The organism is Amycolatopsis alba DSM 44262, from assembly GCF_000384215.1.
Lineage (GTDB): Bacteria > Actinomycetota > Actinomycetes > Mycobacteriales > Pseudonocardiaceae > Amycolatopsis > Amycolatopsis alba.
On the sequence record NZ_KB913032.1, the window covers coordinates 6225687 to 6251698 of the forward strand.

Annotated in this window: 25 protein-coding genes; 16 read left to right on the plus strand and 9 right to left on the minus strand. The window is 70.6% G+C overall.

The genetic code is table 11. The features are described from left to right. Window positions 1–230 precede the first annotated feature (230 nt). Genes AMYAL_RS0129210 through AMYAL_RS46345 form a run of 4 tightly spaced genes read left to right on the plus strand, consistent with a single transcriptional unit; the run spans window position 231 to window position 3802 of the window. Window positions 231–1439: an ATP-grasp domain-containing protein gene (locus AMYAL_RS0129210; protein WP_167336164.1), complete on the plus strand. Its 1209-nt coding sequence runs from the start codon at window positions 231–233 to the stop codon at window positions 1437–1439. Window positions 1440–1493: 54 nt separating this feature from the next. Next, window positions 1494–2348, plus strand: coding sequence for an aspartyl/asparaginyl beta-hydroxylase domain-containing protein (locus AMYAL_RS0129215; RefSeq protein ID WP_020634825.1), 855 nt, complete (start codon window positions 1494–1496; stop codon window positions 2346–2348). Window positions 2349–2354: 6 nt separating this feature from the next. Further along, window positions 2355–2825 (plus strand): VOC family protein, encoded by a 471-nt coding sequence (locus tag AMYAL_RS0129220; protein WP_020634826.1) that lies wholly within the window; start codon window positions 2355–2357, stop codon window positions 2823–2825. Further along, on the plus strand, window positions 2822–3802 hold the full coding sequence (locus tag AMYAL_RS46345; protein ID WP_143267731.1) for a hypothetical protein: 981 nt from the start codon (window positions 2822–2824) through the stop codon (window positions 3800–3802). The genes AMYAL_RS0129220 and AMYAL_RS46345 overlap by 4 nt, the downstream gene beginning before the upstream one ends. A 4-nt stretch (window positions 3803–3806) precedes the next feature. On the opposite strand, the gene AMYAL_RS0129230 is transcribed toward AMYAL_RS46345, so the two are convergent. Next, the gene (locus tag AMYAL_RS0129230; protein ID WP_020634828.1) at window positions 3807–4199 is read right to left on the minus strand and encodes a RidA family protein; all 393 of its coding nucleotides are present in this window, start codon (window positions 4197–4199) and stop codon (window positions 3807–3809) included. A gap of 79 nt (window positions 4200–4278) precedes the next feature. Between AMYAL_RS0129230 and AMYAL_RS0129235 the strand changes: the two genes are divergently transcribed. After that, window positions 4279–6078: a gamma-glutamyltransferase family protein gene (locus tag AMYAL_RS0129235; RefSeq protein WP_020634829.1), complete on the plus strand. Its 1800-nt coding sequence runs from the start codon at window positions 4279–4281 to the stop codon at window positions 6076–6078. A gap of 13 nt (window positions 6079–6091) precedes the next feature. Here AMYAL_RS0129235 and AMYAL_RS0129240 read toward each other — a convergent pair whose 3' ends face one another. Together AMYAL_RS0129240 and AMYAL_RS0129245 are read right to left on the minus strand one after the other, a co-directional pair. Continuing rightward, window positions 6092–6982: an LLM class flavin-dependent oxidoreductase gene (locus AMYAL_RS0129240; RefSeq protein ID WP_020634830.1), complete on the minus strand. Its 891-nt coding sequence runs from the start codon at window positions 6980–6982 to the stop codon at window positions 6092–6094. A gap of 2 nt (window positions 6983–6984) precedes the next feature. Then, on the minus strand, window positions 6985–8052 hold the full coding sequence (locus AMYAL_RS0129245) for an SAM-dependent methyltransferase (protein WP_020634831.1): 1068 nt from the start codon (window positions 8050–8052) through the stop codon (window positions 6985–6987). Window positions 8053–8232: 180 nt separating this feature from the next. Here AMYAL_RS0129245 and AMYAL_RS46350 point away from each other — a divergent pair, with 180 nt between their 5' ends. From AMYAL_RS46350 to AMYAL_RS0129285, 8 genes are read left to right on the plus strand one after another with little or no spacing between them, the layout of a single operon-like run. Beyond that, window positions 8233–9357 carry a hypothetical protein gene (locus AMYAL_RS46350; RefSeq protein WP_020634832.1) on the plus strand — a complete coding sequence of 375 codons (1125 nt, stop codon included), beginning with the start codon at window positions 8233–8235 and terminating at the stop codon, window positions 9355–9357. Between the two features lie 4 nt (window positions 9358–9361). Then, the gene (locus tag AMYAL_RS0129255) at window positions 9362–10819 is read left to right on the plus strand and encodes a class I adenylate-forming enzyme family protein (RefSeq protein ID WP_020634833.1); all 1458 of its coding nucleotides are present in this window, start codon (window positions 9362–9364) and stop codon (window positions 10817–10819) included. Beyond that, on the plus strand, window positions 10816–12033 hold the full coding sequence (locus AMYAL_RS0129260) for a type III PLP-dependent enzyme domain-containing protein (RefSeq protein WP_020634834.1): 1218 nt from the start codon (window positions 10816–10818) through the stop codon (window positions 12031–12033). The genes AMYAL_RS0129255 and AMYAL_RS0129260 overlap by 4 nt, the downstream gene beginning before the upstream one ends. A 13-nt stretch (window positions 12034–12046) precedes the next feature. Then, window positions 12047–12313 carry a phosphopantetheine-binding protein gene (locus tag AMYAL_RS0129265; protein WP_020634835.1) on the plus strand — a complete coding sequence of 89 codons (267 nt, stop codon included), beginning with the start codon at window positions 12047–12049 and terminating at the stop codon, window positions 12311–12313. Beyond that, the gene (locus AMYAL_RS0129270) at window positions 12310–13455 is read left to right on the plus strand and encodes an acyl-CoA dehydrogenase family protein (protein ID WP_020634836.1); all 1146 of its coding nucleotides are present in this window, start codon (window positions 12310–12312) and stop codon (window positions 13453–13455) included. Before AMYAL_RS0129265 ends, AMYAL_RS0129270 begins: the two co-directional genes overlap by 4 nt. Window positions 13456–13462: 7 nt before the next feature. Continuing rightward, a complete protein-coding gene (locus AMYAL_RS46355; RefSeq protein WP_020634837.1) occupies window positions 13463–14491 on the plus strand; it encodes an acyl-CoA dehydrogenase family protein in 1029 nt (342 codons plus the stop codon). Beyond that, window positions 14488–15390 (plus strand): hypothetical protein, encoded by a 903-nt coding sequence (locus AMYAL_RS0129280; protein ID WP_020634838.1) that lies wholly within the window; start codon window positions 14488–14490, stop codon window positions 15388–15390. The genes AMYAL_RS46355 and AMYAL_RS0129280 overlap by 4 nt, the downstream gene beginning before the upstream one ends. Then, the gene (locus tag AMYAL_RS0129285) at window positions 15387–16865 is read left to right on the plus strand and encodes an AMP-binding protein (RefSeq protein ID WP_020634839.1); all 1479 of its coding nucleotides are present in this window, start codon (window positions 15387–15389) and stop codon (window positions 16863–16865) included. The genes AMYAL_RS0129280 and AMYAL_RS0129285 overlap by 4 nt, the downstream gene beginning before the upstream one ends. A 61-nt stretch (window positions 16866–16926) precedes the next feature. On the opposite strand, the gene AMYAL_RS0129290 is transcribed toward AMYAL_RS0129285, so the two are convergent. Beyond that, window positions 16927–17775, minus strand: coding sequence for a phytanoyl-CoA dioxygenase family protein (locus AMYAL_RS0129290; RefSeq protein WP_020634840.1), 849 nt, complete (start codon window positions 17773–17775; stop codon window positions 16927–16929). A 172-nt stretch (window positions 17776–17947) separates the two neighbouring features. Between AMYAL_RS0129290 and AMYAL_RS46360 the strand changes: the two genes are divergently transcribed. The 3 genes from AMYAL_RS46360 (at window position 17948) to AMYAL_RS0129305 (ending at window position 21528) form a co-directional block, all read left to right on the plus strand. Next, window positions 17948–19213: an MFS transporter gene (locus AMYAL_RS46360; protein ID WP_020634841.1), complete on the plus strand. Its 1266-nt coding sequence runs from the start codon at window positions 17948–17950 to the stop codon at window positions 19211–19213. A gap of 75 nt (window positions 19214–19288) precedes the next feature. Beyond that, window positions 19289–20317 carry an N-acetyl-gamma-glutamyl-phosphate reductase gene (argC, locus tag AMYAL_RS0129300; RefSeq protein WP_020634842.1) on the plus strand — a complete coding sequence of 343 codons (1029 nt, stop codon included), beginning with the start codon at window positions 19289–19291 and terminating at the stop codon, window positions 20315–20317. Beyond that, the gene (locus AMYAL_RS0129305) at window positions 20314–21528 is read left to right on the plus strand and encodes an acetylornithine transaminase (protein WP_020634843.1); all 1215 of its coding nucleotides are present in this window, start codon (window positions 20314–20316) and stop codon (window positions 21526–21528) included. The genes argC and AMYAL_RS0129305 overlap by 4 nt, the downstream gene beginning before the upstream one ends. 8 nt (window positions 21529–21536) lie before the next feature. Here AMYAL_RS0129305 and AMYAL_RS0129310 read toward each other — a convergent pair whose 3' ends face one another. The 5 genes from AMYAL_RS0129310 to AMYAL_RS46365 are packed head-to-tail and all read right to left on the minus strand — an operon-like array spanning window position 21537 to window position 25927. Then, the gene (locus AMYAL_RS0129310; RefSeq protein WP_063712260.1) at window positions 21537–22454 is read right to left on the minus strand and encodes a hypothetical protein; all 918 of its coding nucleotides are present in this window, start codon (window positions 22452–22454) and stop codon (window positions 21537–21539) included. A gap of 16 nt (window positions 22455–22470) precedes the next feature. After that, window positions 22471–23805 (minus strand): TrpB-like pyridoxal phosphate-dependent enzyme, encoded by a 1335-nt coding sequence (locus AMYAL_RS0129315; RefSeq protein WP_020634845.1) that lies wholly within the window; start codon window positions 23803–23805, stop codon window positions 22471–22473. Continuing rightward, window positions 23805–24095, minus strand: coding sequence for an acyl carrier protein (locus AMYAL_RS0129320; RefSeq protein ID WP_020634846.1), 291 nt, complete (start codon window positions 24093–24095; stop codon window positions 23805–23807). Before AMYAL_RS0129320 ends, AMYAL_RS0129315 begins: the two co-directional genes overlap by 1 nt. 3 nt (window positions 24096–24098) lie before the next feature. After that, complete coding sequence (locus AMYAL_RS0129325) at window positions 24099–25016, minus strand: NB-ARC domain-containing protein (protein ID WP_020634847.1); 918 nt, start codon at window positions 25014–25016, stop codon at window positions 24099–24101. Continuing rightward, the gene (locus AMYAL_RS46365) at window positions 25013–25927 is read right to left on the minus strand and encodes an AfsR/SARP family transcriptional regulator (protein ID WP_167336165.1); all 915 of its coding nucleotides are present in this window, start codon (window positions 25925–25927) and stop codon (window positions 25013–25015) included. The genes AMYAL_RS0129325 and AMYAL_RS46365 overlap by 4 nt, the downstream gene beginning before the upstream one ends. Window positions 25928–26012 lie beyond the last annotated feature (85 nt).

The following is a 26012-nucleotide window of genomic DNA, read 5'->3' on the forward strand; positions in this document are numbered from 1 at the left end:
GGCCTGCTGGATGGTCGACATCACCGCGGCGGAAAGTGCTTCGGGCCGTTGTCGCAGGGTCTCTTCGGTGAACGTGACGTTCATGAGGGTGCCGCCGGGGCCGAACCTGCGGAGTGGGACCGGGAATCGGCTGATGTAGCGAGCGTATATCCGCCGCTGTGACCGTCGTACGCATGACTGTCTTCTCTCCAGTGTCAGGCGCGCGACTGGCTGTGCTCGGGGCAAGTCCGATGCGTGAGGCCGCCTTGGCGGAGTGGCGGGCGATGGGGGTGCGGGTGCTGCTGCTCGACGGGCATTCTCCGGCTCGCTACGACCTGCTGGCCGACGTCTTCCACCCGGTGGACACGCGCGACGGCAGTGCCGACGTGGATCGGATCGCGGAGCTGGTCCGCGGTTGCGACGGCGTGACCACCCTGTCGGACGCGTCCCAGGCCACCGCGGCCCGGATAGCCGGGCGACTCGGTCTTCCGGGTGTGGGCCCGGAGCGAGCCGAAGTCGCGCGATCCAAATGGCGGCAGCGGGAGCTGCTGTCCAAGGCGGGGATCACGGTGCCGTGCTGGCGGCGAGTGACCGGCCCGGACGACATCGGCGAGTTCTACGCCGAGACCACCGGACGCGCGGTCCTCAAACCGGTGGACTCGGCGGGCAGCGCGGGGGTGCTCGCGGTCGGCGGCGAGGCCGAGGCACGGCGGCAATGGCCCGTGGTGCGGTCGCTCTCGCCATCGCGCACGGCGGTCATCGAGGAGTTCCTGCCGGGACGTGAGGTGTGTGTCGACGCCGTGATCGTGTCCGGGCGGCCGGTCTTCGTGTCCGTTGTGGACTGTGAGTACGGGGGAGGGCAAGGATTCATCGCCACTTCCGCCAAGTACGCGAGTCGTTCGCCCGATCACGATGCGGCCGAGGCGCGGCTTGCCGCGATCGCGGCCGCCCTGAAGCTGGCGGATGGGCTGGTCCACGCGGAATTCAAGATCGACGGCGACCGGTGGACACCGCTGGAATTCGCGTTGCGGCCAGGCGGGGCGCTCGTGCCCGAGCTCACCCGCCGGGTCGGCGGGCTCGACCTTTACCGCGCTCAGGCGCTGATCGCCCTGGGATCGGCGGCCGAGTTGCCGGGAGCCGCCGAGACCCCGGCGTGCGCGCCGTACGCGCAGGTCCGCTTCCTCGTCGGCACGGGGCTGGTCCGTCGCTTCGTGCCGCCGGCGACCGTCGTTTCCGGACTTCCCGACGTCCGGCTGGTCAGCCAGTTCGTCGGACCGGGCGCGAGGGTGCGTACCCCGGTCAGCGAGGAGGGCCGGGCGGGATGTGTCGCCGGTTGGGGCGACGAGCCGCGAGCCCTCGACGAGCAGCTGCGTGTCGCGGTGGAACGACTGGGTGTCGCCATGGGGTTGACCGTGGAGGCGCCGCCCGCGCCCGCCGAAGCTGATGTAGCCGCCCTGTAGTCCACCTCGCCAGAGTGAATGATGACCAATCCGCCCTGACCAGAGGACCTCGACGTGCAGACACAAACCTTGGGGAACATCGACATCGACCGGCAGCGCGTGGACCGTGAGCTGGCGACGACCGACGGCTTCGGCTTCGCCGAACAGTACGGGGAGTTCCAGAGCGGCTTGCCGTGGAAGAGCTGCATGCTTTGGGCGGTCGGCGGGGAAGTCGGCGACGGTGTCATCGCGCACTACGACCGCACACTTCCCTGTGTGCCCACCGAATACGGCACCCAGCTCGACTACCTCAACGAACTGATCACCCGCTCGTTCAACACCGAGCACATGCTCTTCGCGCGGTTGGTGCTCATGACCGACAACGTGCTGATCCCGCATCGCGACTTCGTTGAGTTCGTCGAGGACCCGATCGAGGCCAGGGCCGCACACCGCTTCCACATCCCGCTCGCCACCGACGAGACGTGCCTGTTCATGGACGACCGCACGATCTACCGGATGCCCGTCGGGCAGGTGTGGTCGCTCGACGTGACCCACCTGCACAGCGCGGCCGTGCTGTCCGACACCCGCCGCTACCACCTGATCCTCGACTTCGCCGACGCTCCCGGTCAGGCCGATCTGTTCGCCTTCCCGGCGACCGCCAGTGGCGGTATCCCGGCTGAGAACACTGTGGAGCGCCCGAAAATCACCGAGGACGAGCGCGAGGCACTGCACAACCTTTCCGGAGTTCTCTCGATGGACACCCTCTCGCAGGTGGCGGGCATCGTGGTGCGCACGGAGTACCGGAAGGACGGTGGGGAGGACTTCTCCTGGCGCACGATCACCGAGATCGCGCGCCGCGGCGGTGACACCGAGGTCATGGACCATCTCGCCAAGCTGCGGGAGCACTGCACCTTGCGCCGGGGCGAGTGAAGCGCCTTGAGTACCGCGACGACCACTGTCACCGGTATCCATCACGTCGGGGTGCAGACCGCGGATGTGGCCAACGCCCTCGCCTGGTACCGCGCGTTCATCGGCGCCGAACCGGCCTGGTCATTGGACACCTTCTCCGAACTCACCCACTCCCGGCTGCCAGGGATCACCCAGCTGGTCGAGATCGGCGTCGGAACGCTGCGGCTGCACTTGTTCCACCGTCCCGGCCGTCCGCCGATCCCGCCGACCGAGAGCCTGGTCCAGTTCCAGCATGTGTGCCTGGCGGTGTCCACGCCAGGAGACCTCGAAGTATTGCGTGAGCGCTGGGAACGGCTCTACGACTCGGGTGAGTTCACCTTCGCCCTGACCGAGCGGAGCACGCCCATCGTGGTCGACGACGAGGGCGTGCACAGTTTCTACGCCTACGACGTCAATGGTCTGGAGCTGGAGTTCACCTGTGTACCGGGAGGCTCATGATGACCGCGCCCGCGCCGTTCGCCGAGTTGCCTGCCGCGCCGGCGTGGGACTACGGCGGCCTGAGTTACGGCCTGGAGCCGCTGACCCTTCCCACGGCAGGCCTGCCCCTGCCGCAGCACTCGGCGGGGCAGCTCGGCCGGGCCGCACCCCAGGTGCCGAGGGCGTGGCCGTCGGCGATCAGCCGCCGCATCCGCGCCATCAATTCCGACGGCGTCGCCAAGGAACACTTGGCCAGGTCGGAAGACCCGGCCGAGCTGTTCGGATTCCGGTGGATCACCGGCCACCAGGTCAGCTTCGTGCTCTGGGTGCTGATGGCACAGGCCCTCGACGACCACGCGGGCGGCCGGATCGCACCCGAGGAGCTCGCGGAGACGCTCCCGCTCTACGTGCGTGGCTACTGCGCGATGCTGCTCTACTCGGGCTCGTGCCCGACCTCGGTCTACGAGGACGTCATCCGGCCCAGCATGCGCCGTCAGCACCCTGGTTTCAGCGGTAGCTGGGCACCGGATTTCCGTCCGGTACGGCAGGTCTTCCGCGGGCGGGACGGGTTGCCGGAGGTACTGCCCGACGGGCGGCCGCTCGCGGACGCGCTCGAATTGCACCGGCACGTGCACGAGAGTGTCGCCGCCCGATTGGTACCCGGTGGGGTGTCGTTGCTGCGCCAGTCGCCCACCCGTCACCGCAACACCAGATTGCTGAACCTGATCTACGACAACTACTTCTTCACCCTGCGTGCCCCGGTGTCCTGGCCGGAGGTGCTGACTCAGTTGTCCCGGCGGCTCGTGGCCATCGCGCAGGATCTGACGGTCAACGGCATCGACGGAGGCTTTCCGCATGAGGAGGCACCGGGTCCGTGGCAGGACGCGGTGGCGGGGTGCCGGGCACGCCTCGAGGAAACCCTCGCGCAGATCGCGATCCACGCGCCCGCGCAGATCCAGGCTCGGCTCCAGGCCGCCCCGGCCGAGTGGACGGCCTGACGTGCTACCCGGTCGTCAGCACGGCGTCTGCCTCGATCTCCACCAGCAGGCGGGGGTCGAACAACGCGGAGATACCGACGATGGTCGTCGTGGGCAGGATTTCGGCGAAGCGCGCCGAATGCGCCTCGCCGACACGGCGCCATTGGTCGATGTCGGTGACGAACACGCGGGTGCGCACCACGGTGTCGAGCCCGGCTCCGAAATGTGCCAGCGCTTCTTCGATACGGCGCAGGCATTCCGCCGACTGCGCCACGATATCGGCGCCGCCGACGGGGCCGTCCGGGCCCATCGCGGTGGTACCGCTGACGAAAATGAAGTCGCCCGCCCTTACGGCACGCGAATAGCCGAAGACCTGCTCGGTCTTCGTCCCGCTGGAGAGGATGGTCCGTGATCCCATCAGCCACCGCCTTCGATCGGGGTCGATCAAGGTTTGCACAGTCAGGTCGGTCTCGCAGCGCCGCGGCGGTGACCTCGTGATGCCGGGACGCCCGGAGCTGATCGGCGGCTTCGGTGCGGTGTCCTCGACGCATTGGCTGGCGACCGGCGCGGGGATGGCCGCCCTCGAACGGGGCGGCAACGCCTTCGACGCCGCTGTCACCGCCGGGTTCGTACTCCAAGTGGTGGAACCGCATTCCAACGGTTTCGGCGGGGACGTCTCGATCGTCCTGCACGAGGCGCGACCCGGCCGCACGGCGGTGGTGTGCGGGCAGGGACCGATGCCGCGGACGGCCACCACCGCGGCGTTCGCCGGGCTCGGGCTGAACCAGATCCCCGGTTCGGGGCTGTTGGCCGCCTGCGTTCCCGGCGCGTTCGGTGGCTGGCTTCGGCTGCTGGCCGAGCACGGCACGATCAGCGCGGCCGACGCGCTGGCCCCGGCGATCGGTTACGCCGAGACAGGTTTCCCGCTGCCCGCTGACTCGCAGAAAGCGATCGCCGCCCTGGTGCCGCTGTTCGCCGAGCACTGGCCGGGATCCGGCCGCGCGTTCCTGCACCACGGCGCGGCACCCGCGGTGGGCGCGCGGATGCGCAATCCCGAACTCGCGGCGACGCTGCGCAGGCTCGTCGCCGAGGGCGAACAAGCCCGAGGCGGCCGCGAGACCAAGATCGAGGCGACGATCGACGCGTTCTACCGGGGATTCGTCGCCGAAGCGATGGATGGCTACCTGGGCCGCACCGCGGTCTTGGATTCCACCGGTCGCCGGCACCGAGCTTTCCTCCGCGGTGACGACCTGGACCGCTGGCACCCGACGGTCGAGGAGCCCGCGAGCCTGCGCTACCGCGACCTCACCGTGCACAAACCAGGTCCCTGGTCGCAAGGCCCCGTGTTCCTGCAGCAACTCGCGCTGCTCGAAGACATCGACCTGGCGGCCATGGATCCCGGCTCCGGGCGCTACCTGCACACGATCGTCGAATCGGCCAAGCTGGCGATGGCCGATCGCGAAGCCTGGTACGGCGATCCCGACTTCGTCCCGGACCGCCTCGGCGAACTGCTCGACCCCGCCCGGATCGCCCGCAGGCGCGCGCTGATCGGTGAACACGCCCTGTCGGATCCGGCCCCCAGCACGATCGGCGGGGTGCGGGGCTGGGTGCCCGACGTGCCGCCGGACGAGCCGCCTTCCTTCGAGTCCGACTGGATGGGCCAGCTGCAGAGCGGGATGCCCACGATCGTCCTGCGCGCCATGGTGAAATCCGGCGACACCTGCTCGGTCACCGTGGCCGACCGCCACGGCAACCTGGCCGCGGGAGTCCCCAGCGGCGGCTGGCTCAAAAGCTCACCGGTCATCCCCGGACTGGGCTTTCCGCTCGGCACCCGCGGCCAGACCCTGTGGCTGGTGGATGGCCACCCCAACTCGCTGATGCCCGGCAAACGACCCCGCACCACGCTGAGCCCCACCATCGCCTTGCGTGACGGAAAACCCTACCTGGCCTTCGGCACGCCGGGCGGCGACCGCCAAGACGTGTGGACGCTCGAATCCTTCCTCGCCGTCACCGAGTTCGGCGCCGATCTCCAGTCCGCGACCGAGACGACCATGTTCCACAGCGATCACTTCCCGCCGTCCTTCACCCCACGCCGCTGTCGGCCCGGAACCGTTGTCCTGGAAGACAACTGTGGACCCGAGGCGGTCGCGGACCTGCGTGCTCGCGGCCACGACGTCGAACTGGTCGCGCCGTACTCGATGGGATCGAAGGTCTGCATGGTGGGCGTCGGCGACGACGGTTTCCTGCGCGCGGGCGCGGGTCCCCGAGGCAAACAGGCCTACGCCATCTGCCGGTGACGACCCAGGTCGCTCACAGCGAGTGGATTTCCTCCAGCGCGTGCCGCGAGATGTCCGACAGTACTTTCACATCGCCCGCGTACACCCCGGACTCTCGCGGCCAGTGCACGACCAGGTGGGTGATTCCCGCCGCGGCGTAACCGATCGCGAGATCCAGGCACGCCTGCCAGGACGCCAGCGGGTCCCCGGTACCTGGGGTCGTAACGAAGATCCGCTCGCCGACGTCACGCCCGGCGCGGGCACAGGCCGACTCCAAGGCTGTCACCTGTGCGGGAACGACCTGCTCCAGGCACTCGCCAGGGGATACGCCGCCGGGCGCCGCCGGGCCGAGAGTGACCCACGACTGCCCGTACCGCGCCGCCAGGTCCATGCCGCGCCTGCCCGTCGCCGCGATGGCGAAGGGCAGGCGCGGCCGCTGCACACAGCCGGGGATCATCCGCGCGCCCTCGGCCCGGTAGTGCTCGCCGCGGTAGGTGGTGACCGGTTCGCGCAGCAGCAGATCCGTCAGCTCGACGAATTCGGCGAACCGGTCGGCACGCTCGCCGGGGGCAGGCACTCCCGGCTGCAGCACGGCGTCGTCCCCCGCGGTGGGGGAGCCCGCGCCGAGGCCCAGCGTGAAGCGCCCGTCGGACATCTCGTCCAGGGTCAGCGCGTCCTTGGCCAGCGGAACCGGATGGCGGAAATTCGGCGACCCGACCAGCAGCCCCAGCCGCACCCGTTCGGTCGCGACAGCGGCTCCGCTGAGGACCGGAACGGCGCCGTACCAAGGGCTTTCGCTCAGCGAACGCCACCAGAGGTGGTCGTAGGTCCACGCCGAGTCGAAGCCGAGGTCCTCGACGGCACGCCACTGGGCGACCTGGTCGGACCAGCGGCGTTCGGGCAGGATCAGCACCCCGATCCGCACGGTTACCGGCGTTCCAGCTCGTAGAACCGGGTCCGTGGGCCCGCGACGGCGTTCGTGTAGACCGTCGTGCAGCGCAACGCGCTGGCCTCGAACACCGGCAACCAGCCGGCGGTGTCGCGCGGGATCCCCTGTGCGGTGAGCACGTGCATCAGGAAGAAGTCGGAGTCGTTCTCCCGGTCGTCGTAGCGCAGTTCGGGTTCGCCGATGAGCACGACGGCGTCGTCGGAGAGCATCGCGGCGAAGCGGTCGAGCACGTCTACCACGGCCTGGTCGCCGTCGCGGAAGAGCTCGTGCAGCACACCGACCCCGCACACCACGTCCATCTCGCGGCAGTCCTCGGGCCAGGTGCCGGGGGCGAACGCGTCACCGGCGAAGAACCGGACCCGGTCGGCCACTCCGGCCCGCTCGGCCAGTGCCTGGGCGTCGGCGATCGCGTCCGGTGAAAGGTCGATGCCCACGCCGCGCAGGTCCGGATGCCGCATCGCGACCTCGACGAGCAGCGATCCGCCGCCGCAGCCGAGGTCGAGCAGGGTCCTGGCCGATCGCGACCGCAGCGCGTGCAGCACGGTCGGGGTGTAGGAGGCGGTGGAGACCGTGCCGGAGTGCTTGCCGAGCTGTGCGCCCGCACGGGTGACGTCGACGCCGTAGGTGGCCGCGCCGGTGAGCAGATCGGTCATCCGGCTGGTCACCGGGCCGTACGCCTCCAGGTAGAAACCGAGGCGGGCCAACGCCACCCCGGAGGTGAGCAGCGCACCGCGATGGCTCAGCGCGTGCTCACCGGCGTGCCCGGTGAGCACCCCGCGCACCTCCAGGTAGCGCAGCAAGCCACGCCCGACGCGCTGGTCCATTCCGGTCAGCAGCTCGTCCGTGCGGACGCTTCCCTTGTCCCGCAACCGGTCCAGCAGGCCCGAGTTGGCGAGCGCGAGCAGTGCGTGGCACAGGTTCAGTGAGGACAACAGGTCGGGCATCCCGGACAGGTGGTAGTCCTGCCACGCGGTGACCCGGTCGTCGTCCCAGAGGTCGACGACCGGCACGGTCTCCTCGACGGGGACGTCGCTGGTGACGGACATCAGGCGGCTCCTTCGTGCGATCCCGGTACCGGGCGTGTGCACCGGCCGTCCAGACCCTGCCCGGCCCGGCTACAGGCCTGCTACACCGCCGGCCGCCGTATCCGCTGTGTATGCGCCGAGGGGAGGGTTGGCGGCGAAGCGATGACGACTGGTGATTTCCGAGACGGAGCGAGGAGACCGGTGACCGAACAACAGGTGCAGACCCCGCCGACGGCCGCCCGGTGGGACGAGATCGTCGCCGCCGTGCCCGCCGACGCGCTGGACTGCCTGCAAACCGGGGTCGCGGTCCTCGCCGACGTCGTCGGCGGGCCGGGTGCCCACCGCGGTCTCGGTGCTCGATTGTGGTTCCCCGCTCCGGACGGGACCGGGTATGCCGAAGCCGCTGACCTGACCGCCCGGTTGGCGCAGGCCCGTGACGAGCTCGGGCTGATTTCGGCACCACCGGAGAAGGTCACGGACATGGCAGGCCTCGACGACCGGGACGGGCCGCTGTACGTGGTCGCCGACGCCTACGACCTACCGTGGCTGCCTTACGCAGGCCACGAGCACATGTCGCACAGCTTCGTGCTCGCCCGCGCGCCCGAGGGCTGGGACCTCGTGGACGCCTATCACAACGACACCCAATGGGGTCCCGCTCGCCCGGCTGTCCGGTTCTGCACCGACGACCAGGTCGCGGACCTGCTGGCGAATGGGCCGGTCCTGGTCACCACGCTGAAGTCCGGCGCCGTTCCCGCTCGTCCGCCCGCACCATCCGCCGACGGGATCGACGCCTACGCGCTGGCCGGACGAACCTCGGAGACCGCCGTCGAGCAGCTGGTACTCGACGTGTGGCTCATCGAACGTGACCGGCGGCTGCACCTGCGCTGGCTCGACGACCATTCACCGGAGAAAGCCGAGGTGTGGCGATCGGCGGGCCGGGTCGAAGCGTGGCAGCGGCTGGCCGCGCGCACCTATCTCGCACTGCGCAGGCTCCGCCGCGGCCATCCGGTCGGCAGAGAGGTGGTCGACGAGGTGTGTCACCAGTTGCGGATGGACGCCGAACTCACCGATACCGCCGAACCCACCGCGATCCGCGAGGTGGTGCTGTCCGCGATCGGTGAGAGTCTCGCGATCGATCCGTCCACCGTCGCGACCGCGCCGACCCTGCGGGACCTGCCGGGGTTCGACTCGTTCCGGCTCGTCGACGCGCTGGAACGAGTCGAGCGGGCGCTGAGCGCCGAGCTGCCCGATGACCTGGGCGCGGACGACCTCGGCGACGTGGACGGGCTCGTCCGGTTGTTCACCCGTGCGACGGTCCGGAGGTAGGCCGGTGTCCGACGAGGTGCTTCACGACCTGCTCGACTCCGTTACCAGACGGTTCCCGGAAACCCCCGCCGTCGCGTCGCCCACAGGTGAGCGGACCTACCGCGAGCTCGCGGACGAGAGTCTGCGGCTGGCCGCCGGCCTTGCCGGCGCCGGTGTCCGTCGAGGTGAGCGGGTGCTGCTCTGCCTCAGCCGTCCCGAGGACGTCCCGGCGCTGGTCTGGGCGTGCTCACGTGTCGCCGCGGTCTTCGTCTTGACACGGGCGGAACTACCGGAAACCGTGCTGCGGCACATGATCGCCGATGCCGGGCCCGTACTGGTGGTCACCGACGACTCCGGGGTGTCGACGGTCGCGAGGGATATGGGTGTACCGGTGCGCACCCCGCACGAACTGCCGTGCGGCCCGGTGCCCCTGGCCCGGCCACTCCCGGTCGACGCCGCCTGCTTCATCTACACGTCGGGCAGTACCGCACTGCCGAAGGCCGTCGTCTCGACGCACCGGCAAGTGTGCTTCGCCGCCCGAGCCGTCCAAAGCAGACTGTCCTATCGCGACAGTGACACCGTGTACTGTGCGTTGCCGCTGTCCTTCGATTACGGTCTTTACCAACTGTTCCTGTGCGCGCTCGCCGGTGCGCGACTGTGGCTCGCCGAGGGAGCCGGGCCGGCGCTGGTGAACGAACTGACCGCCGCCGGTGCCACCGTGCTGCCCGGTGTCCCCTCGCTCACCGCCAACCTCGCCCGGTTGGTCGCCCGCCGTCCGGCGCCGCCGTCGTTGCGTTTGCTCACCAACACCGGTGCCGCGATGCCGCCCGCGCTCCTCGCCCGGCTTCGAGCGGCCTCGCCCGGACTGCGCGTGCAGCTGATGTACGGGCTCACCGAATGCAAACGCGCCACGATCCTGGCCCCGGACGAGGACCTCGACCGCCCTGGTTCCTGCGGACGCGCGCTGCCCGGCACCGAGGTGTTCGCCATCGGGGCGGACGGCACCCGAGTGCCGCCGGGGGAGGTGGGGGAGCTGGTGGTCCGGGGGCCGAACGTCATGGCCGGGTACTGGCGCCGCCCCGAACTCACCGGGCGGGTGTTTCCCCGCGCCGAGGGGCTGTTCCCCGAACTGCGCACCGGTGACCAGGGCCGTGTCGACGACGAGGGTTACGTCTACTTCGCGGGGCGCCGTGACGACCTCTACAAGGAACGCGGTACGCGCGTGAGCGCGATAGAGGTCGAGGCCGCCGCCTGCCGCGTCCCCGGCGTGCGCGCCGCCGCCGTGCGCCTGCCGGGGGCAGACGAGTTCGGCGCGATGCTGTTCGTGGAATCGGAACTCGACGGCCACGCCGTCCTGGCCGCGCTCGGCGAGCACCTGGAGGCCGCCAAAGTGCCTGCCCGGTGTGTCGTGGTCGACCGGCTTCCGTTGACCCCCAACGGAAAGATCGACCGCCGCGCGCTCGACACGGTGGCCGCACGATGAGCTTCACCGACACCCACGCCCCGGCCTACGTCTACGACCTCGACGAGGTCCGGCGCGCACACGACCTTCTCAGGTCCGCTCTGCCCGAGCCGAGCACTCTGTTCTATTCGGTCAAGGCGAACCCGCATCCCGCTGTCATCGGCGCGCTGGCCGCGCTCGGCTGCCGTGCGGAGGTGTCTTCGTCGGGGGAACTCTCCGCCGCCCTGGCAGCCGGAGTGCCCGCCTCCGATGTGCTCTACACCGGACCCGGCAAACGTGACGCCGAGGTGCTCGACGCGGCCCGGCTCGGCGTGCGGTGGTTCTCCGTCGACTCGCCCGCCGGCCTCGGCCAAGTCGCCCGAGCGGCCGGTGAGTCCGATGTGGACGCCCGGTGCCTGGTGCGGGTCAACGCGGAGACCGCCCCCGGTGGCGGGCAGGGTTTGGCGATGACCGGGGTGACCTCCGCCTTCGGTGCGGACGCGGCGTGGGTCACCGCCGACCCCGGTGCCTTCCGCGACCGCTTCGCAGGCTTCCACCTGTACGCGGGCAGCAACCTGACCGACGCGGACGCACTCGTCGCCCAGTTCGGGCACGCGATCGCCACCGCGCGCACCCTCGCCGACGTTCTCGGCGCCGATCCCGAGGTGCTCGACCTGGGCGGCGGTTTCCCGGCACCGTTCGCCAAGGCAGGTGATCTGGTGCCGTTCCCGGATCTGGGCGGCCGCGTCGCCGACCTGCTCGACGCCGCCTTCCCCGGCTGGCGCTCGGGAACTCCCGAGGTCGCGTTCGAGTCGGGCCGCTACCTCACCTCCACGTGTGGGTCGCTGCTGGTACGGGTCGCCGACGTCAAGCATTCGCACGGGCAGCGAGTCGTGGTGCTGGAGAGCGGTATCAACCATCTCGGCGGGATGTCCGGCCTGCGGCGGCTGCCGCCCCTGGTACCGGACGTCCTGACCGGCGACGCCCGCGGTCCGGCGGAGTCCACCGACCCCGTGCTGCTGGTCGGACCGCTGTGCACGCCACTGGACACCTGGGCGCGCGGCGCGCGGTTGCCCGAGGTGGCCCGTGGGCAAGTACTGCGGGTCCCCAACGTCGGCGCCTACGGCCTGACGGCCAGCGTGGTCGCCTTCCTGAGCCACCCGATGCCCAGCGAGGTCGTCGTCGAGGACGGACGGGTCGTTGACGTCTCCCGCCTCGAACTCGTCCGCACCCACCCCGCCCGTACCGCCATCTGAAGGAGTGCCGCCGATGGAGACCGTGGACCAGGACTTCGCCGCGATGTTGTTGCCCTACCTGAAATACGCGGGCGACGGCGCGGATCTCACCCCCGACGCCGAACTACGCGCGCTCGGGCTGGACTCGATGCGTGCCGTGGAGCTGCTGTTCGCGGTGGAGGACACCTACGCCGTCGTCATCCCCGACGAGCGGCTCACGGACGCGACGTTCGCCACCGTCGGCAGCCTGTGGACCGTGATCGAGGCGGAGCTCGGCACGGAGACGAGGCGGTCGGCATGACGGCGGTGGACGCGGTCGAGCAGGTCCGGATCGCCGCCGAGCGCGAAGCCGACGCCGCCGACCGGGAGGCCCGGTTCCCGGCAGGCGCGCTCGAAGCCATGCGTGCCACCGGACTGCTCGGGATGCTGGTGCCCAAAGAACACGGCGGCCTCGGCGGTTCGATCGGGGACCTGGTCGAGGCCACCGTCGCGCTGGGCAGGACCGACATGTCCGTGGCGATGATCTTCGCCATGCACGGCCAGCAGGTCGCCGCCCTGGCGGGCTACGCCGAGGGCGACCTGCGCGAGCGGGCGCTCACCGAGATCGCCGAAGGCCGGTGCTACGTCGCCTCGGTCACGACCGAGATCAAAGGCGGTGGCCTGCTCGACTCGGACTCCCGGACCGAGCTGGACGAGGGGATGCTGCGGCTGGACCGTTCCGCGCCGATCGTCACCGGTGGCAGGCACGCGGACGCCTTCCTGGTCACCATGCGCTCGCCAGGGGCGGCCTCACCCAACGAGGTCGATCTGGTCTGGGTCGAGCGTGACCAGGTGAGCGTCGCCCCGCTCGGCGGCTGGCAGCCGTTGGGCATGCGCGCCACCGAGAGCGGACCGATGCGGTTGACCGGCGACGTGCCCGCGAGCCAGGTCGTCGGCGGTCACGGAGCCTTTCCGCGGATCGCCGCCGCGGTATTCGCCCCGCTGGCCCACCTGGGCTGGGCCGCGGCCTGGCTGGGGACCGCCGCGGGCGCGTACAGCAGGTTGCTGCGCCACTTGCGCTCGTCCGCCGGGCGCAAGCGCTTCGATCCCGGATCGGACCTGGCACTGGTACGCCTGGCGTCGGTGCGTTCACGGCTCGACGTCGCCAACGCCGTCCTGCGCCACACCGCACGGGCCGTCGAGTCCACAGAGGACCCCACCGAGCTCTCGATCCAACTGCTGGTGAACACCCTCAAGACCCACGCGGCGCAGGAGTGCTTTGCGGCGGTCGACGAGATGATCGAGATCGCCGGGCTGAAGCACGGATACTTCGCCGATTCCGAACTGCGTCTCGAACGCTCGTTCCGGGACCTGCGCTCCGCCTCGCTCAACTACTCCGACGACCGGCTGCGCAAGACCAACGGCGCCCTCGCACTCCGCGATCCGGTGGTGCGTTTTGCCTGATCTGCCAGTGACGGCCGAAGCACCTGCCGTCTGGCGCGAACTGGGCCGGTCAGGGGCGATCGAGCGCTGTTCCGGCCCGGACTCCGCGCGAGCGCTGGGTGAACTGCTGACCGATCTCGATTCCCGCTATCCGGTGGGCGTGGTGCTGTCGGTCTGTGTGCAGATCGCCTCGGTCATCCCGTTGCTGCGCACCCTCGCTCCCGGCGACGGCGGTGCCGCCGACGTGTTCGATGCGGCGCTGTCGGGTAAGGCCATGGTGGCACTGGCCGCGACCGACGAGGCGGCGGCGGGCTCGGATCTGATGGACCTGGGAACGCGGATCCGCCAGGAAACAGGCGGGCCGCGCCTGGACGGCGGAAAGCGGTGGATCACCAACGCGCTGTGGGCGGATCACCTGCTCGTCTTGGCGCGATCACGCGAAACGCGGCACTTCACCAGTTTCGCCTGGGTACTGCTGCCCGCCGGGCGGGCCGTGGTGAGGCCCGGCGCCGAAGCGTTGTTCACCGGGGCGGGCATCGGCGACATCGACTTCACCGACGTCCGGCTCGACGCGAACCACGTCGTCGGCAGGCCCGGCCGGGCGATGGCGGAGTTCGTCCGGGCCATGGCGGGGGAGCGGCTGGCCGGAGGTCTGTGGGCTCGCGCGCTCTGCCGGCGGGTACTGCGCCAGACGTATCGGCGGCTCCGGGAACGCCCTGGCGGAACGGGTGTGTTGTGGGACAACGCGGCCGTGCGCGACCGGTTCGCCCGTTGCCTGGTCGCGTCGAGTGCCCTGGACGCCGAGGTCGCGGCCGCGTCGGCGGGCCCGTTGCGTCCCGCGTCGGCGATGCTGCTGAAGGTGCGCTGCGCGGACACCGTGGAGCTGGTGCTTTCCGGTTGCGTGGACCTGCTCGGCGCCGAGTCGTTCCAAGACGGTGGCTTGGCCTGGTTGCGTGCCGAGACAGCCATGTTCGGCATCGCGGGCGGGGCGAGCGGGGCGTTGCTGCAGGGCATCGCCCAGCACGCCGACGATTTGCTGACGGAGGTCGTGACGTGACAGCCGGATTGAGTTGCTACACCGCGAATCTGGAGCGTTATCTCGCGGGCGAGTTCGACTCGGCCGCCGTGGTGGGCCGGTCGGTCCGGCTCGCGGTGCGCGCCACCGAGGTCGGACTGGTGTTCTCTCACCACGCTCCCTCGCTGGATCACCTGCCCGACGGCACCCGGTTCGAGTACGCTGCCGTCACCGCCGCGGACACCGAAGACGCGCTGCGCCAGGAGATCCGACGGTACGGCCGGGCACTGGTCGTCGCCGACGCCGCCCGGTTGCCCTGGTCGGTCGCCTTCGGCGCGGCTCACGCTCCGCATTGGCTGCTCGTCACCGGCGCCGAGGCGGACCACTACCTCGTCGAGGACGCGTTCGAAGCGCTGTTGCCACAGGGAACCCAGCAGCCGTACCTCGGCACCGTCGCCCGGTCCGCCCTGCGGACCGCCATCACCGGCCTCCCCGAGTGGGACGCACCCCAGCGCGTGCGCAACGAAATGGCCTTCGGCGCCAGAATTTCCCTGCCCGGCACCACAACCGGTTCGATCTTGCTCCGGAGAGTCCTCGGTTCCGGCGAGGAACGGGCGCCGGAAAGCGGCCTCATCGAAGACGACTCGCTTGTCCTGCCGCTCCTGATGAACCGGCTCGCCGACGAGGGCCCGGCCGCGGCCCGTCACCTCCCGGACATCTGGGCCGCGGCCGGTCATCGCGCGTTCGCGCACCGGTGGCGGGCGCTGGCCGGGGACACCGAGACCGAACTGGCCACCGCCGAACTGTGGGGGGCGCTGCCACGGTGGGTGCAGATGGCGGTGGAGAGTGCCGCCCGCGGACGTCCCCGCTGGGGCGTCGCCCGTGCCGCGGTCGACGCCATCCTGCGTGCGGACGCCCCGAAGACAGGACGGACGGCATGACCGGAATCCTCGACGGTGTCACCGGAGCCGCGCGGCGAGATCCCGGCGCCATCGCACTGCAAGCCGGCACCCAGGTCCTTCGGTACGACGAACTGCTCGACCGGGCCGCCCGGATCGCGGCGGCCGTCCGCGCCCGCGTCGACGGACCGGTCCGCACCGTCGGGCTCCTTTGTGGACGGACACCCGCCGCGTACGCGGGATACCTGGCGGTGCTGGCACTCGGGGCGACCGTCGTGCCGATTAGCCCACGCTGGCCCGCTCCCCGTGTGCGGGCCGTCAGCCGTGCCGCGGACGTCCAAATCGTCCTCACCGACGTCGAGACCGATGCCGGTGGACTCACCCTGCCCGACGACGCCGACCTGCCGACCGGCCCCATCCCGTGGCCGGATCGGGTGGGCAACCCGGACGACGTGGCCTACGTGCTGTTCACGTCCGGGTCCACCGGACGCCCCAAAGGGGTGCCTGTGCGCCACCGCAACCTCACCGGCTACCTCGACGACTGTGTACGCCGCTACGACGTCGGCCCAGGGAGCCGTCTCTCGCAGACTTTCGCGCTGACGTTCGACCCGTCGGTGTTCGATCTGTTCGTCGCGTGGCGTTCCGGCGCGGCGCTCGTCGTCCCAGGCGAGCAGGATCTGGTGACACCCACGGGTTTCGTGCGATCGCGGTCGATCACGCACTGGTTCTCGGTACCGTCGATCATCACCCTCGCCCGCAGGCTGCGCGCGCTGCGCGCCGGGAGCATGCCGGACCTGCGCTGGAGTCTGTTCGCGGGAGAACGGCTCACCCTGGAGCAGGCGCGGGCCTGGTCGGCCGCCGCCCCGCGCAGCACGGTCGAAAACCTCTACGGACCCACGGAACTGACGATCACCTGCACGCGATATCGCCTCCCGGCGGGCGAATGGCCGTCGACCGCCAACGGATCCGTGCCGATCGGCTTGCCCAACGAAGGCCTCGATGCCGTGATTCTCGATGAGCGCGGCCGGCCCGCGGACGAGGGTCAGCTGGCCGTGCGAGGCCCCCAGCGTTTCGACGGCTACCTCGACGAAAACGACAACGTCGGCCGGTTCACCCACCCGGAGAACGGTCTGACCGCTGGGAACTACTACCTCACCGGCGACCGGGTCGCCTGGGCCGACGGGAACCTTCTGCATCTGGGCCGGATCGACGACCAGGTCAAGGTGAACGGTCAGCGTGTCGAACCGGGTGAGATCGAGGCCGTTCTTCGCGTCCTCCCCGGCGTGGACGACGTCGCCGTGGTCGCCGGAGAGCCCGAGCCCGGACGTGTCGACCTGCGGGCGTTCTACACGGGGGCGGCCGAGCCCGGCGAACTCGCCGAGCAGGCTCGCGCGCAGTTGCCGCCCTACATGGTGCCCGCGCGGTTCGACCGGCTGGAGGCTCTCCCGGTCACCGACAACGGCAAAACCGACCGGCGGGGACTGGCCGGTCTCGCAGGCAGCAGGGCTGGTCGTTGACCGATGCCGAGTCCGTGAAGGCCTTCACGGACTCGGCACCCGACAGGACAGTGGCATCGGTTCACTTCCGGTACACCAGCGGGTTCCACTCGTCGAAGTCCAGCGGGTCACCGGGGCGCAGTGTCGCCAGGATCTCTTCGGGCAGGATGTTGGCCGTGCCGTTGAACTCCGCGCCCTCGGGCTGCCAGGAGATCGTGAACGCCGACCGGGCGAACGGTGTCATGTTCGCGCCTGCGGCGTGCGCGGTGTCCCCGCTGTGCACGATCAGCGCGCCCTTACGGACCGGGCAAGGGGTCGGTTCGGCGTGCTCCCACGCCGGGTTGAGCAGGCGCAACCCGTCCAGCCGCCGCAGGTCGCCCTTGACCTCGACCCGGTCGTGGTGGCTGCCCGGAAGGTAGTGCAGACAACCGTTTCGCAGGTCGGCGTCGCCGAGGGCGAACCAGAACGTCGACGCGCCGGGGTGGGTGAAGGAGAACACGGGCGTGTCGGTGTGCCACCCCGTCGGCGCGCCCCACGCGGGTTTGACCATCGTCTGGTCATGCCAGATCCGTACTCCGCCGATGCCGGCGAGACGGCACGCCAGCCTGCCGAGCCGGGGATCGAGGCAGAAGCGGCGCACGCGCTCGTCGTCCTGCCATAGGTTCACGTGCTGGGACAGCACTTTCAGTGCTTTGGACCGGTGTTTCCCCAGGGCGTCGAGCAGCCTGCGGCGATCGTCGCTGCCCGCGCCGGTGGCGGCCGCCGACCGGCGCCCTTCACCGGGCAGCCGCGCGCCACCGCGTCCGACCACCGCTTCCGACAGCACCGTGCGCAGCCGTCCGACCGTGTCCGCGTCCAGGAAGTCGTCGATCACCAGGAAACCGTCGCGCCGGTAGGACCGGATCTGTTCCTCGGACAGCTCGTCGCGCATGGGGATAACCCGATCGGGTCGGGTTTCTGTAGTCATGCCTCCCAATTTCCCGCTGCGACCTACACGTCCAGTACAGCGAGCGCGCGATGTAGCCGGTCTGTATCCGCGGTGGCGAGCATCGCAGTCGCGCGCCACCGCGCGATCACGACGAGTGCCGGTTAAATTCGTGGACATGCCGGGGGAGCCGATGAACACGAGCACACCCGTCCGCAGCGGCCTTTTCCTCGGGCACCGCGGTTTCCGCCTGCTGTTCACCGCCGACGCGATCAGCCAGCTCGGCAGCCAGGTGGCCGTCGTGGCGCTGCCCCTGATCGCGTTGACGCTGCTGAACGCCTCACCGCTGGAGATCGGCCTGCTGACCGCGGCAGGCACCGCGGCGTTCGCGTTCGTGGGACTGCCCGCCGGGGCGTGGGTCGACCGGTTCCGGCGCAGGCCGGTGCTGGTGGCGGCGGACTTCTCCCGGTTCCTGCTGATGGGCTCGGTACCGATCGCGGCCCTGTTCGGCGTGCTCACCTTGCCGCATCTGTACGTCGTGGCCCTGCTGGCCGGTGTGGCCACGGTGTTCTTCGACGTCGCGTCGATGAGTTATGTGCCGTCGTTGGTCGCGCGCCAGAACCTGTTGAGCGCCAACGCGCGGCTGGAAGCCGTCGAGACCGGTGCGCGCGCGGGCGGTCCGGCGCTCGGCGGATGGCTGGTACAGCTCACCAACGCCGTCGTGGGTATCGCGGTGGACGCGGTGAGCTTCCTGTTGTCCGCGGTGGCGCTGGCACGTATCCGGCACGTCGAAGACCAGCCGGTGGTGGTCAAGACCCGGTTGCGCCGCCAGATCGCCGAAGGCGGCCGGTTCGTGCTGCGTCATCCGGTGCTGCGGCTGGTGGGTCTCGCCGGATTCCTCGGCAATTTCTGGGAGTCGGCGCTGCTCGCGGTGCAGCCGGTCTTCCTGCTCGAACATCTCGGTCTCGGCGCGGGTGCCTACGGTCTGGTGGTCGCCGCCGCGGGGGTGGGCGGGTTGCTGGGCAGTTCGGCGGCCTCCTGGGCGGGTGCCCGGCTCGGGACCCGGCGCACGATGTGGCTGCCGCTGGTCGTGGGATATCCCTTCCTGCTGCTGGCGCCGCTGGCAGGCAGCGGCTGGCTGGTGTTCCTCTATCCGTTGGGCACGTTCCTGGCCTTCTTCGGCGGCGCGATGCAGAACGTCGCGCAGCTGAGCTACCGCCAAGGCATCTGCCCACCGGAACTGCTCGGCCGGATGAACGCCACCATGCGGTTCCTGATCTACGGGGCGATGCCGCTCGGTGGTCTCGCGGGCGGCGTGCTGGCGACCGTGCTCGGGTTCCCAGGGTCGGTCTGGGTGATCGCCGCGGGTCTCCTGCTGTCGATCCTGCCGATGCTCGCCCCCGCCGTCCGGCATCTCGACGAGAGCGAGCGGGCAGCGGCGTGACGTCCGCGTGTACCCGTCGCGTATGCCGCTCCGCCAGCATGGGACGAGCAGGTCACCGAGGCGAGGAGCATGGGGATGAGCGTGAAGGTCGCGGTAGCCGGGGCCAGCGGCAACGCCGGGGGCGAGCTGCTGCGGCTGATCGAAGGTCACCCTGAACTGGTCCTCGGGCCGATCACCGCGGGGACCCAGGTGGGAAGCTCGGTGTCCGAGGTGCATCCCGGCCTTGCGGAGCTGGGCGACCGGGTCTTCGAACCCACGGACACCGCGGTGCTCGAGGCCGCCGACGTCGTGTTCCTCGCGCTGCCGAAGGGGCACTCGTCCCGGCTGGCCGCCGAGCTGACGCCGTCGGTGCGCGTGGTGGACCTGGGCCCGGACTTCCGCTTGACCGATCCGCTCGCGTGGGAGCACTACTACGGCGGCCCTCACCCCGGCAGCTGGACGTACGGGCTGCCGGAGATCCCCGGCGCGCGGGAACGTATCGCCGGTGCCCGGCGCGTGGCCACACCCGGTTGCTACGCCACCGCGGTGATCCTGGCACTGGGTCCGCTGCTCGCCGCGGGCCTGATCGGCCCGGACGACCTCGTCGTCACCGCGGTCTCCGGTACGTCCAGTGGCGGGCGAGCGGCCAAAGCCTCCTTGTCTCCCAGCGACGTCCTCGGCGCGTTGCGGTCGTACACGGTGGGGGCGACCTACCGCAATCCCGCCGAGATGGAACAGGAGCTGGCCACGTTCGCCAAAGCGCCCGTCACTGTCTCCTTCACCCCGTTCTCCGTGCCGATGCCGCGCGGGATCGTCGTCAGCTGCAGCGCTCGCCTACGTGACGGAACCGGAAGCGACGAACTGCGGGCCGCACTGGCCGAGGCCTACCTCGACGAGCGTTTCGTCCGGCTGCTTCCCGCCTCCCGATGGCCCGCGACCGCCGCGGTGACCGGGACCAACTCGGCCCTCCTGCAGGCAGGCGCGGACACCCGCACCGGCCGCGGTGTCGTGCTGTCCGCCATCGACAACCTCGGCAAGGGCGCCGCCGGGCAGGCAGTGCAGAACGCCAACCTGATGCTCGGCTTGCCCGAGGACGCCGGACTGACCACACGAGGAGCGTCATGACCAGCACCGCCACGCGTACGGCGACCGACAGCCTGCGGGCCCGGTTCGGCCGGGCGCTCATGCCCACCTATGGCACCCCCGCGCCCCCGATCGCGCTCGCCGCGGGCGAGGGCTGCCGGGTCCGCGACGTCGACGGCCGGAGCTACCTCGACCTCATCGGCGGTCTCTCGGCCAGTTCGCTCGGGCACGGCCATCCGGACCTGGCGGCGGCGATCGCCCGGCAGGCGGGCGAGCTGGTGCACACGTCCAACCAGTTCCTGCACGGACGCGAGGTCGAACTGGCGGAGCGGCTGCGTGACCTGCTCGACGCCCCGGACGCGCGCGTCTACCTGTGCAACTCCGGCACCGAGGCCACCGAAGCCGCACTGAAGCTCGCTCGGCACGCCCAGGGACGGGACCGGCCGATGGTGATCGCGGCCGAGGGTGCCTTCCACGGCCGGACCATGGGCGCCCTGCCGATGGCCGGTGTCCCCGCGATCCGCGACCCGTTCACCCCGTTCGGTGTCGACGTGCGGTTCGTGCCGTTCGGCGACGTCGCCGCCTTGACCGCCGCGGTCCGGGACGACACCGCCGCGGTGTTCCTGGAACCCGTGCAGGGTGAGGCGGGTGTGGTGAGCCCACCCGAGGGATACCTGCGCGCGGCCCGTGAGGCGTGCGACGCCGCGGGTGCGCTGCTGGTCCTCGACGAGGTCCAGAGCGGTATCGGGCGTACCGGCCGGTGGTTCGCCCACCAGGCCGAAGGGATCGTCCCCGATGTGATGACCCTGTCCAAAGGGCTCGGGGGCGGTATGCCGATCGCCGCGTGCGTCGGTTTCGGTTCCTGCGCCGGGATTCTGGTACCGGGCACGCACGGCAGCACCTTCGGCGGAAACCCGGTGGCGTGTGCGGCCGCGCTGGCCGTGCTCTCGGTGATCGAGCGCGACGGCCTGCTGGAGAACGCCTCCCAGGTCGGCGCCGCGCTGGCCGAGGGCATCCGGGCCGTGGAACATCCCCTGCTCACCGGGGTGCGCGGCCGGGGCCTGTGGCTGGCGATCACCCTGGCCGAACCGGTATCGGTGCAGGTGTGCGAGGCGGCGGCCGCCGCGGGTTTCCTCGTCAACCCGGTGCGCCCCGACGCCGTCCGGCTGGCGCCGCCGCTGATCCTCACCGCCGCCGAGGCGGCCGAGTTCTGTGCGGCGTTGCCCGGCATCCTCACCGTCGCGGCCGGCTGAAGACTCGCTCAACGCCCTGCGCGGCGGAGTACCCGCAGGGCGTTGAGCGTCACCATCTCCTGTGGACCGTCCGCGCCCCAGTCGACGACTTCGGGCGCCACCCGGCTGCCCGGCGGCCGCCACCACGGACGGCCTGCCGACCACCGGCACTTCGCGTCACGTGCTTCTTCCAGGAGATCGAGCGCTTCCGAGGCGCGCTCGTCGCGCACTTTGTCCATTCGCGACAGCACCAGCAACGCCTGGAGTGTGTCGTAGTGCCAATAGACCGGATAGTGCGGCACGAGCCACCGCTGGTCGATCACCGCACCACCGGATGCCCGGAAAAGGTGGTGTGACAACAACAGCTCGGCCGCGCGGGCGGCACCGGCCAGCGCGTCGGCGTTGCCCGTCGCCATACCGTGGGCGTGAAGTCCCCACGCGGGCACCAGGGTCTCGTGGAACGACGAGCGATGCCCACCCGCGGCCCGGTCGCAGTTCCAGCCGCCGTCGGGCCACTGCCACTCCAGCAACCGCTCGGCCAGTCCGGCGACCCGTGGATCCTCGGCCAGGCCGAGCGCGCAGGACACGGCGAGCACGTTTCCGTCGATGGACCCGCACACCCTGGCCAGACCGTCGATCACCGGCACCCGCGCGTGTGCGCGCCGCCGCCAGGTCAGCACCGGTTCCAGCGCGGCGAGCGCCCTCGGTTCCCCTGCGGGCACTCCCAGCTCGACCAGCGACACCAGCCGCCAGTGCGCTCCGGTCCACTTGCGATAGGGCGCCACCCCGAAACCGCCGTCCGGACGTTGCCCGGCGAAGAGCTTCCGCACGATCGGCCCGGACAAGACGTCCTCATCCGGTTCCTCGTCGAGCAGGTCCCGCTTGGTCAGCGCCCGCACGGCGGGTTCGGCCGACGCCAGCAGCCAGTCCACTGCGGCCCTGGCCATGCGTCCACTCCGATCCTCAGTCCACCGTCACTGCCCGCCGGGCATCGGGCCGGCTGGGGAGGCGGTCGAGCGCCCGCGCGATCGCCGCGTCGTCGGCGACCGCGTCGAGCATCGCGCCTGAGCTGAAGCTGTCATAGGCGGCCAGGTCGAGCAACCCGTGGCCGCTCAGCCCCAGCACGACGCAGTCTTCGCGACCCTCGTCGTCGGCGCGGCGCGCTTCCAGCGCCGCGGCGTGCACGGCGTGCGCGCTCTCCGGCGCCGGGAGGACGCCTTCGCACCGTGCGAATTCGGCGGCGCTGGAGAACACCGACCGCTGGCCGTAGGCGCGCGCCTCCAGCAGTCCCTGGTCGTAGAGCGCGCTCACCAGCTTGGCCGTGCCGTGGTAGCGCAGCCCGCCGGCGTGCATGTCCGGCGGCACGAACGTCGAGCCGAGAGTGAACATCTTCTGCATGATCGAGCCGGACGCGTCCACGTAGTCGTAGGCGTAGCGGCCGCGGGTCAGCTTCGGACAGGCGGTGGACTCCACCGACACGCACCGAGGCCGCCCGCCCTCGACCAGATCCGACAGGAACGGCAGCACCAGACCGCCGAGGTTGCTCCCCGCGCCGAGTGAGGCCACGACGACGTCGGCGTGCTCCCCGGCCGCCTTGAGTTGCTCGATGGCTTCCAAGCCGATGACGGTCTGGTGCAGCAGCGAGTATGTCTCGGCGCTCCCCGCGCAGAAGTGGGTGTGCGGTTCGGTGGTGTCCTCGACGGCCTCGGCCAAGGCGATCGCGAGACTGCCGCCTTGGTCGTCGCCCTCCGCGACGGCCCGGCGCCCGGCCTCGGTGCGCGGGCTCGGGCTGCTGATCACCTCCGCGCCCAGCATGCGCATCAGGGCGGGCCGGTAGGGCTTCGCCTCGGCGCTCGAGCGCACCATGTAGACCCGGCATTCCAGCCCGAAGACCGAGCAGGCCGCGGCCACGGCGGTGCCCCATTGCCCGGCACCGGTGCCCACGGTCAGGCATCTCGCGCCTGCCTTCTTGTAGTAGTAGGCCTGGGCCAGCGCGGTGTTGAGCTTGTGGCTGCCGGAGAGGTTGCCGCCCTCGTACTTGTAGTAGATCCGGCTGTTGGTGCCGATCGAGCGCTCGAAGGCCGACGCCCGGCGCAGCGGCGTCGGCCGCCATCCGAGGTAGTGCTCACGCACCGGTTCCGGGATGGGAATCCACCGGCGCGTCGACATCTCTTGGCGCAACAGGGAAGCAGGTACCTGCATCCCCTTCGCGCGAGCCAGGCGTGACTGTCCGCCGATGTCCGGCGGCAGGGTCAGCCCCAGCTCGGGAAGGGCGTTGTACCAGGCATGGGGGACCATCACGAGGAGCTGGTGGTGCTCAGCTCGCGGCCGGAGTTCGCCAGCCCTCGGCCGACCAGTTCCACCACGTCGTCGACGGTGCCGAAGTGCGAATTCATGATCATTTCGTCGTCCAGTTCGATGTCGAGTGACTCTTCCAGCCCGACCAGCAGCCGGATCAGCTCCAGCGAGGTCAGCTCCAGCCCGCCGGTGGCCAGCGACGTGGCGCCGTCCACCTCCAGTTCGGCCACCGACGCGTTGTCGGCCAGCAGCAGTTGCTTGATCAACGCGTGGATCTCGAAGTCCCGCATGGTCTAGTTCCTTTCGACGGTGTCATGTTCGGCCTGGCACTCACGGGCGAACGCGTGCAGAACGGTGGACATCCCGTAGCCAGGTCTTCCTTGGGCGTCGAGCACCGGCTCCACGAGTCCTTCGGAGACCAGCGCTTCGAGGCGCCGGTCGGCCACGGGGGTGCTCATGCCGAGGCGGCGGGCCACCGCGTCGGCGCTGATGTGGTCCGGATCGAAGCCGCCCAGTGAGGCGAAAAGCCGTTGCCCGTCGTGGTCCAGTGCGCGGTAGCTCGGCGCCAATTCGGCACGCAGGCTCAGCCCGTCGACTTCGAGCTCGTCGAGCAACGAGCTCGGGTCCCGCAGCCTCTCGGCCAGCACCCGAGTCGGGTGCACCGGACGCGCGGCGATCCGGGCGGCGGCGATCCGGATCGCCGAAGGAAGCAGCCCGCAGGAAAGCACGATCGAGCGCGCCGCGGCCGGGTCCTGGTCGACGATGTCCTTCCCGACCGCGGACGTGATCATCGCCAGCGCGTCGTCCATGCTCAGCGGACCCAGCTCCAGGGTGAGGTCGGTCTCCAGCCCCGCGAGCCGGCGCCTGCTCGTGACGATCACCAGGCTCGCACCCGTACCGGGCACCAGCGGCTCGACCTGGTCGGTGTCCGCGGCGTCGTCGAGCACGATGAGCGTGGGCCGCTCCGCGAGCAGCGACCGGTAGAGCGACCGGCACGAATCCACTCCGTCGGCCGCGGCCGAGTGACGGACCCCCAACGCCGCGAGCAGTTCGGTCAGGGCTTCGGCGGCATTGAGCGGTGCTTCGCGGGAACCACGCAGGTCGAGGAACAGCTGGCCGCAAGGGAAGTTCTCGGCGGCCGCGGTGGCGGCGGCGAGCGCGGTGGCGCTTTTGCCGACGCCGGGCGGGCCGGACACCAGGACGAGGCTCATGCCACGACGCTCAGGTTCGGCCGGGGCGAGCCGGAGCCGACGAGGGACTCGACGCGGCTGAGTTCGCCCTGTCTGCCGACCAGGTTCCGCGGTGCGGCAGGCAGTGCCCTGGTGGCGCTGAGTACCGCGTTGTCACCGGCAACCTGGTGCCGCCGTGGCGCCTTGGCCAGATCTCCGCCGTCGAGCACGACGGCCTGGAGTTCCCGCAGTTCCGGACCGGGGTCGACGCCCAGTTCCTCTCGGCAGGTCCGCCGAGCGGTGGCCAGTGCCGCGAGCGCGTCGCCTGTCCGGCCGGACACGTAGAGCGCGGTCACCAGTTGTGCCCACAGGGCTTCGTCCAGGGATCGTTCGCCGACCAGCCAGTAGAGGGTCGGTACGACCTCCGCGTGCTCGCCCAGCGCGAGCCGGGCCGCGATCAGGTCACTGCGCACCCGCCAGTACTGCTCGTCGAGCGCCGTCGTCCTGGCCCGTACCACCGCGCCCAGTTCCAGTTCGGGCAGCGGATGGTCCCGCCACAGCGTGGACGCCTTCTCCAGCAGACCTCGTCCGGTCGCCACATCGCCCGCCGAGACCGCGCGGTGCCCGTGGTCGGCGAGACTCTGAAACCGCAGCAGGTCGACTTCCTCGGGCTCTACCGCGAGGCAGTATCCGCCTGGGTAACTGAGCAGCCGGTCGCGTTGGTCGATCTGTTCGAAGAGACTGCGCAGCTGGAAGACGTAAGTCCGCACGTTGTCCACTGCCGAGCGCGGCGGCCTGACCGGCCAGATGCCACCCACTATCCGCTCCATCGAAACGACCTGGGGAGCGCTGAGCAGAAGCACCGCCAGTAGTGCGCGAACCCGCATGGCGCGGATCGCCACCAGACCCGCCGTGGTCTCCACTTGCAATGTGCCAAGAACCCCGAAACGCATGTTCGTCTCCCAGACGTCTGCCCTGCAGCGACCTGACCCCGCGGTCGCACCCACCCCGAGTCCCATGGTTCATCGTGGTCACGCG

Coding starts and splice junctions, on each gene's coding strand:
- AMYAL_RS0129210 (WP_167336164.1), top strand. CDS start 231: ATGCGTGAGGCCGCCTTGGCGGAGTGGCGGGCGATGGGGGTGCGGGTG.
- AMYAL_RS46345 (WP_143267731.1), top strand. CDS start 2,822: ATGATGACCGCGCCCGCGCCGTTCGCCGAGTTGCCTGCCGCGCCGGCG.
- AMYAL_RS0129230 (WP_020634828.1), bottom strand. CDS start 4,199: ATGGGATCACGGACCATCCTCTCCAGCGGGACGAAGACCGAGCAGGTC.
- AMYAL_RS0129235 (WP_020634829.1), top strand. CDS start 4,279: ATGCCGGGACGCCCGGAGCTGATCGGCGGCTTCGGTGCGGTGTCCTCG.
- AMYAL_RS0129245 (WP_020634831.1), bottom strand. CDS start 8,052: ATGTCCGTCACCAGCGACGTCCCCGTCGAGGAGACCGTGCCGGTCGTC.
- AMYAL_RS0129260 (WP_020634834.1), top strand. CDS start 10,816: ATGAGCTTCACCGACACCCACGCCCCGGCCTACGTCTACGACCTCGAC.
- AMYAL_RS0129265 (WP_020634835.1), top strand. CDS start 12,047: ATGGAGACCGTGGACCAGGACTTCGCCGCGATGTTGTTGCCCTACCTG.
- AMYAL_RS0129270 (WP_020634836.1), top strand. CDS start 12,310: ATGACGGCGGTGGACGCGGTCGAGCAGGTCCGGATCGCCGCCGAGCGC.
- AMYAL_RS0129285 (WP_020634839.1), top strand. CDS start 15,387: ATGACCGGAATCCTCGACGGTGTCACCGGAGCCGCGCGGCGAGATCCC.
- AMYAL_RS0129290 (WP_020634840.1), bottom strand. CDS start 17,775: ATGCGCGACGAGCTGTCCGAGGAACAGATCCGGTCCTACCGGCGCGAC.
- AMYAL_RS46360 (WP_020634841.1), top strand. CDS start 17,948: ATGCCGGGGGAGCCGATGAACACGAGCACACCCGTCCGCAGCGGCCTT.
- argC (WP_020634842.1), top strand. CDS start 19,289: ATGAGCGTGAAGGTCGCGGTAGCCGGGGCCAGCGGCAACGCCGGGGGC.
- AMYAL_RS0129305 (WP_020634843.1), top strand. CDS start 20,314: ATGACCAGCACCGCCACGCGTACGGCGACCGACAGCCTGCGGGCCCGG.
- AMYAL_RS0129310 (WP_063712260.1), bottom strand. CDS start 22,454: ATGGCCAGGGCCGCAGTGGACTGGCTGCTGGCGTCGGCCGAACCCGCC.
- AMYAL_RS0129315 (WP_020634845.1), bottom strand. CDS start 23,805: ATGGTCCCCCATGCCTGGTACAACGCCCTTCCCGAGCTGGGGCTGACC.
- AMYAL_RS0129320 (WP_020634846.1), bottom strand. CDS start 24,095: ATGCGGGACTTCGAGATCCACGCGTTGATCAAGCAACTGCTGCTGGCC.
- AMYAL_RS0129325 (WP_020634847.1), bottom strand. CDS start 25,016: ATGAGCCTCGTCCTGGTGTCCGGCCCGCCCGGCGTCGGCAAAAGCGCC.
- AMYAL_RS46365 (WP_167336165.1), bottom strand. CDS start 25,927: ATGCGTTTCGGGGTTCTTGGCACATTGCAAGTGGAGACCACGGCGGGT.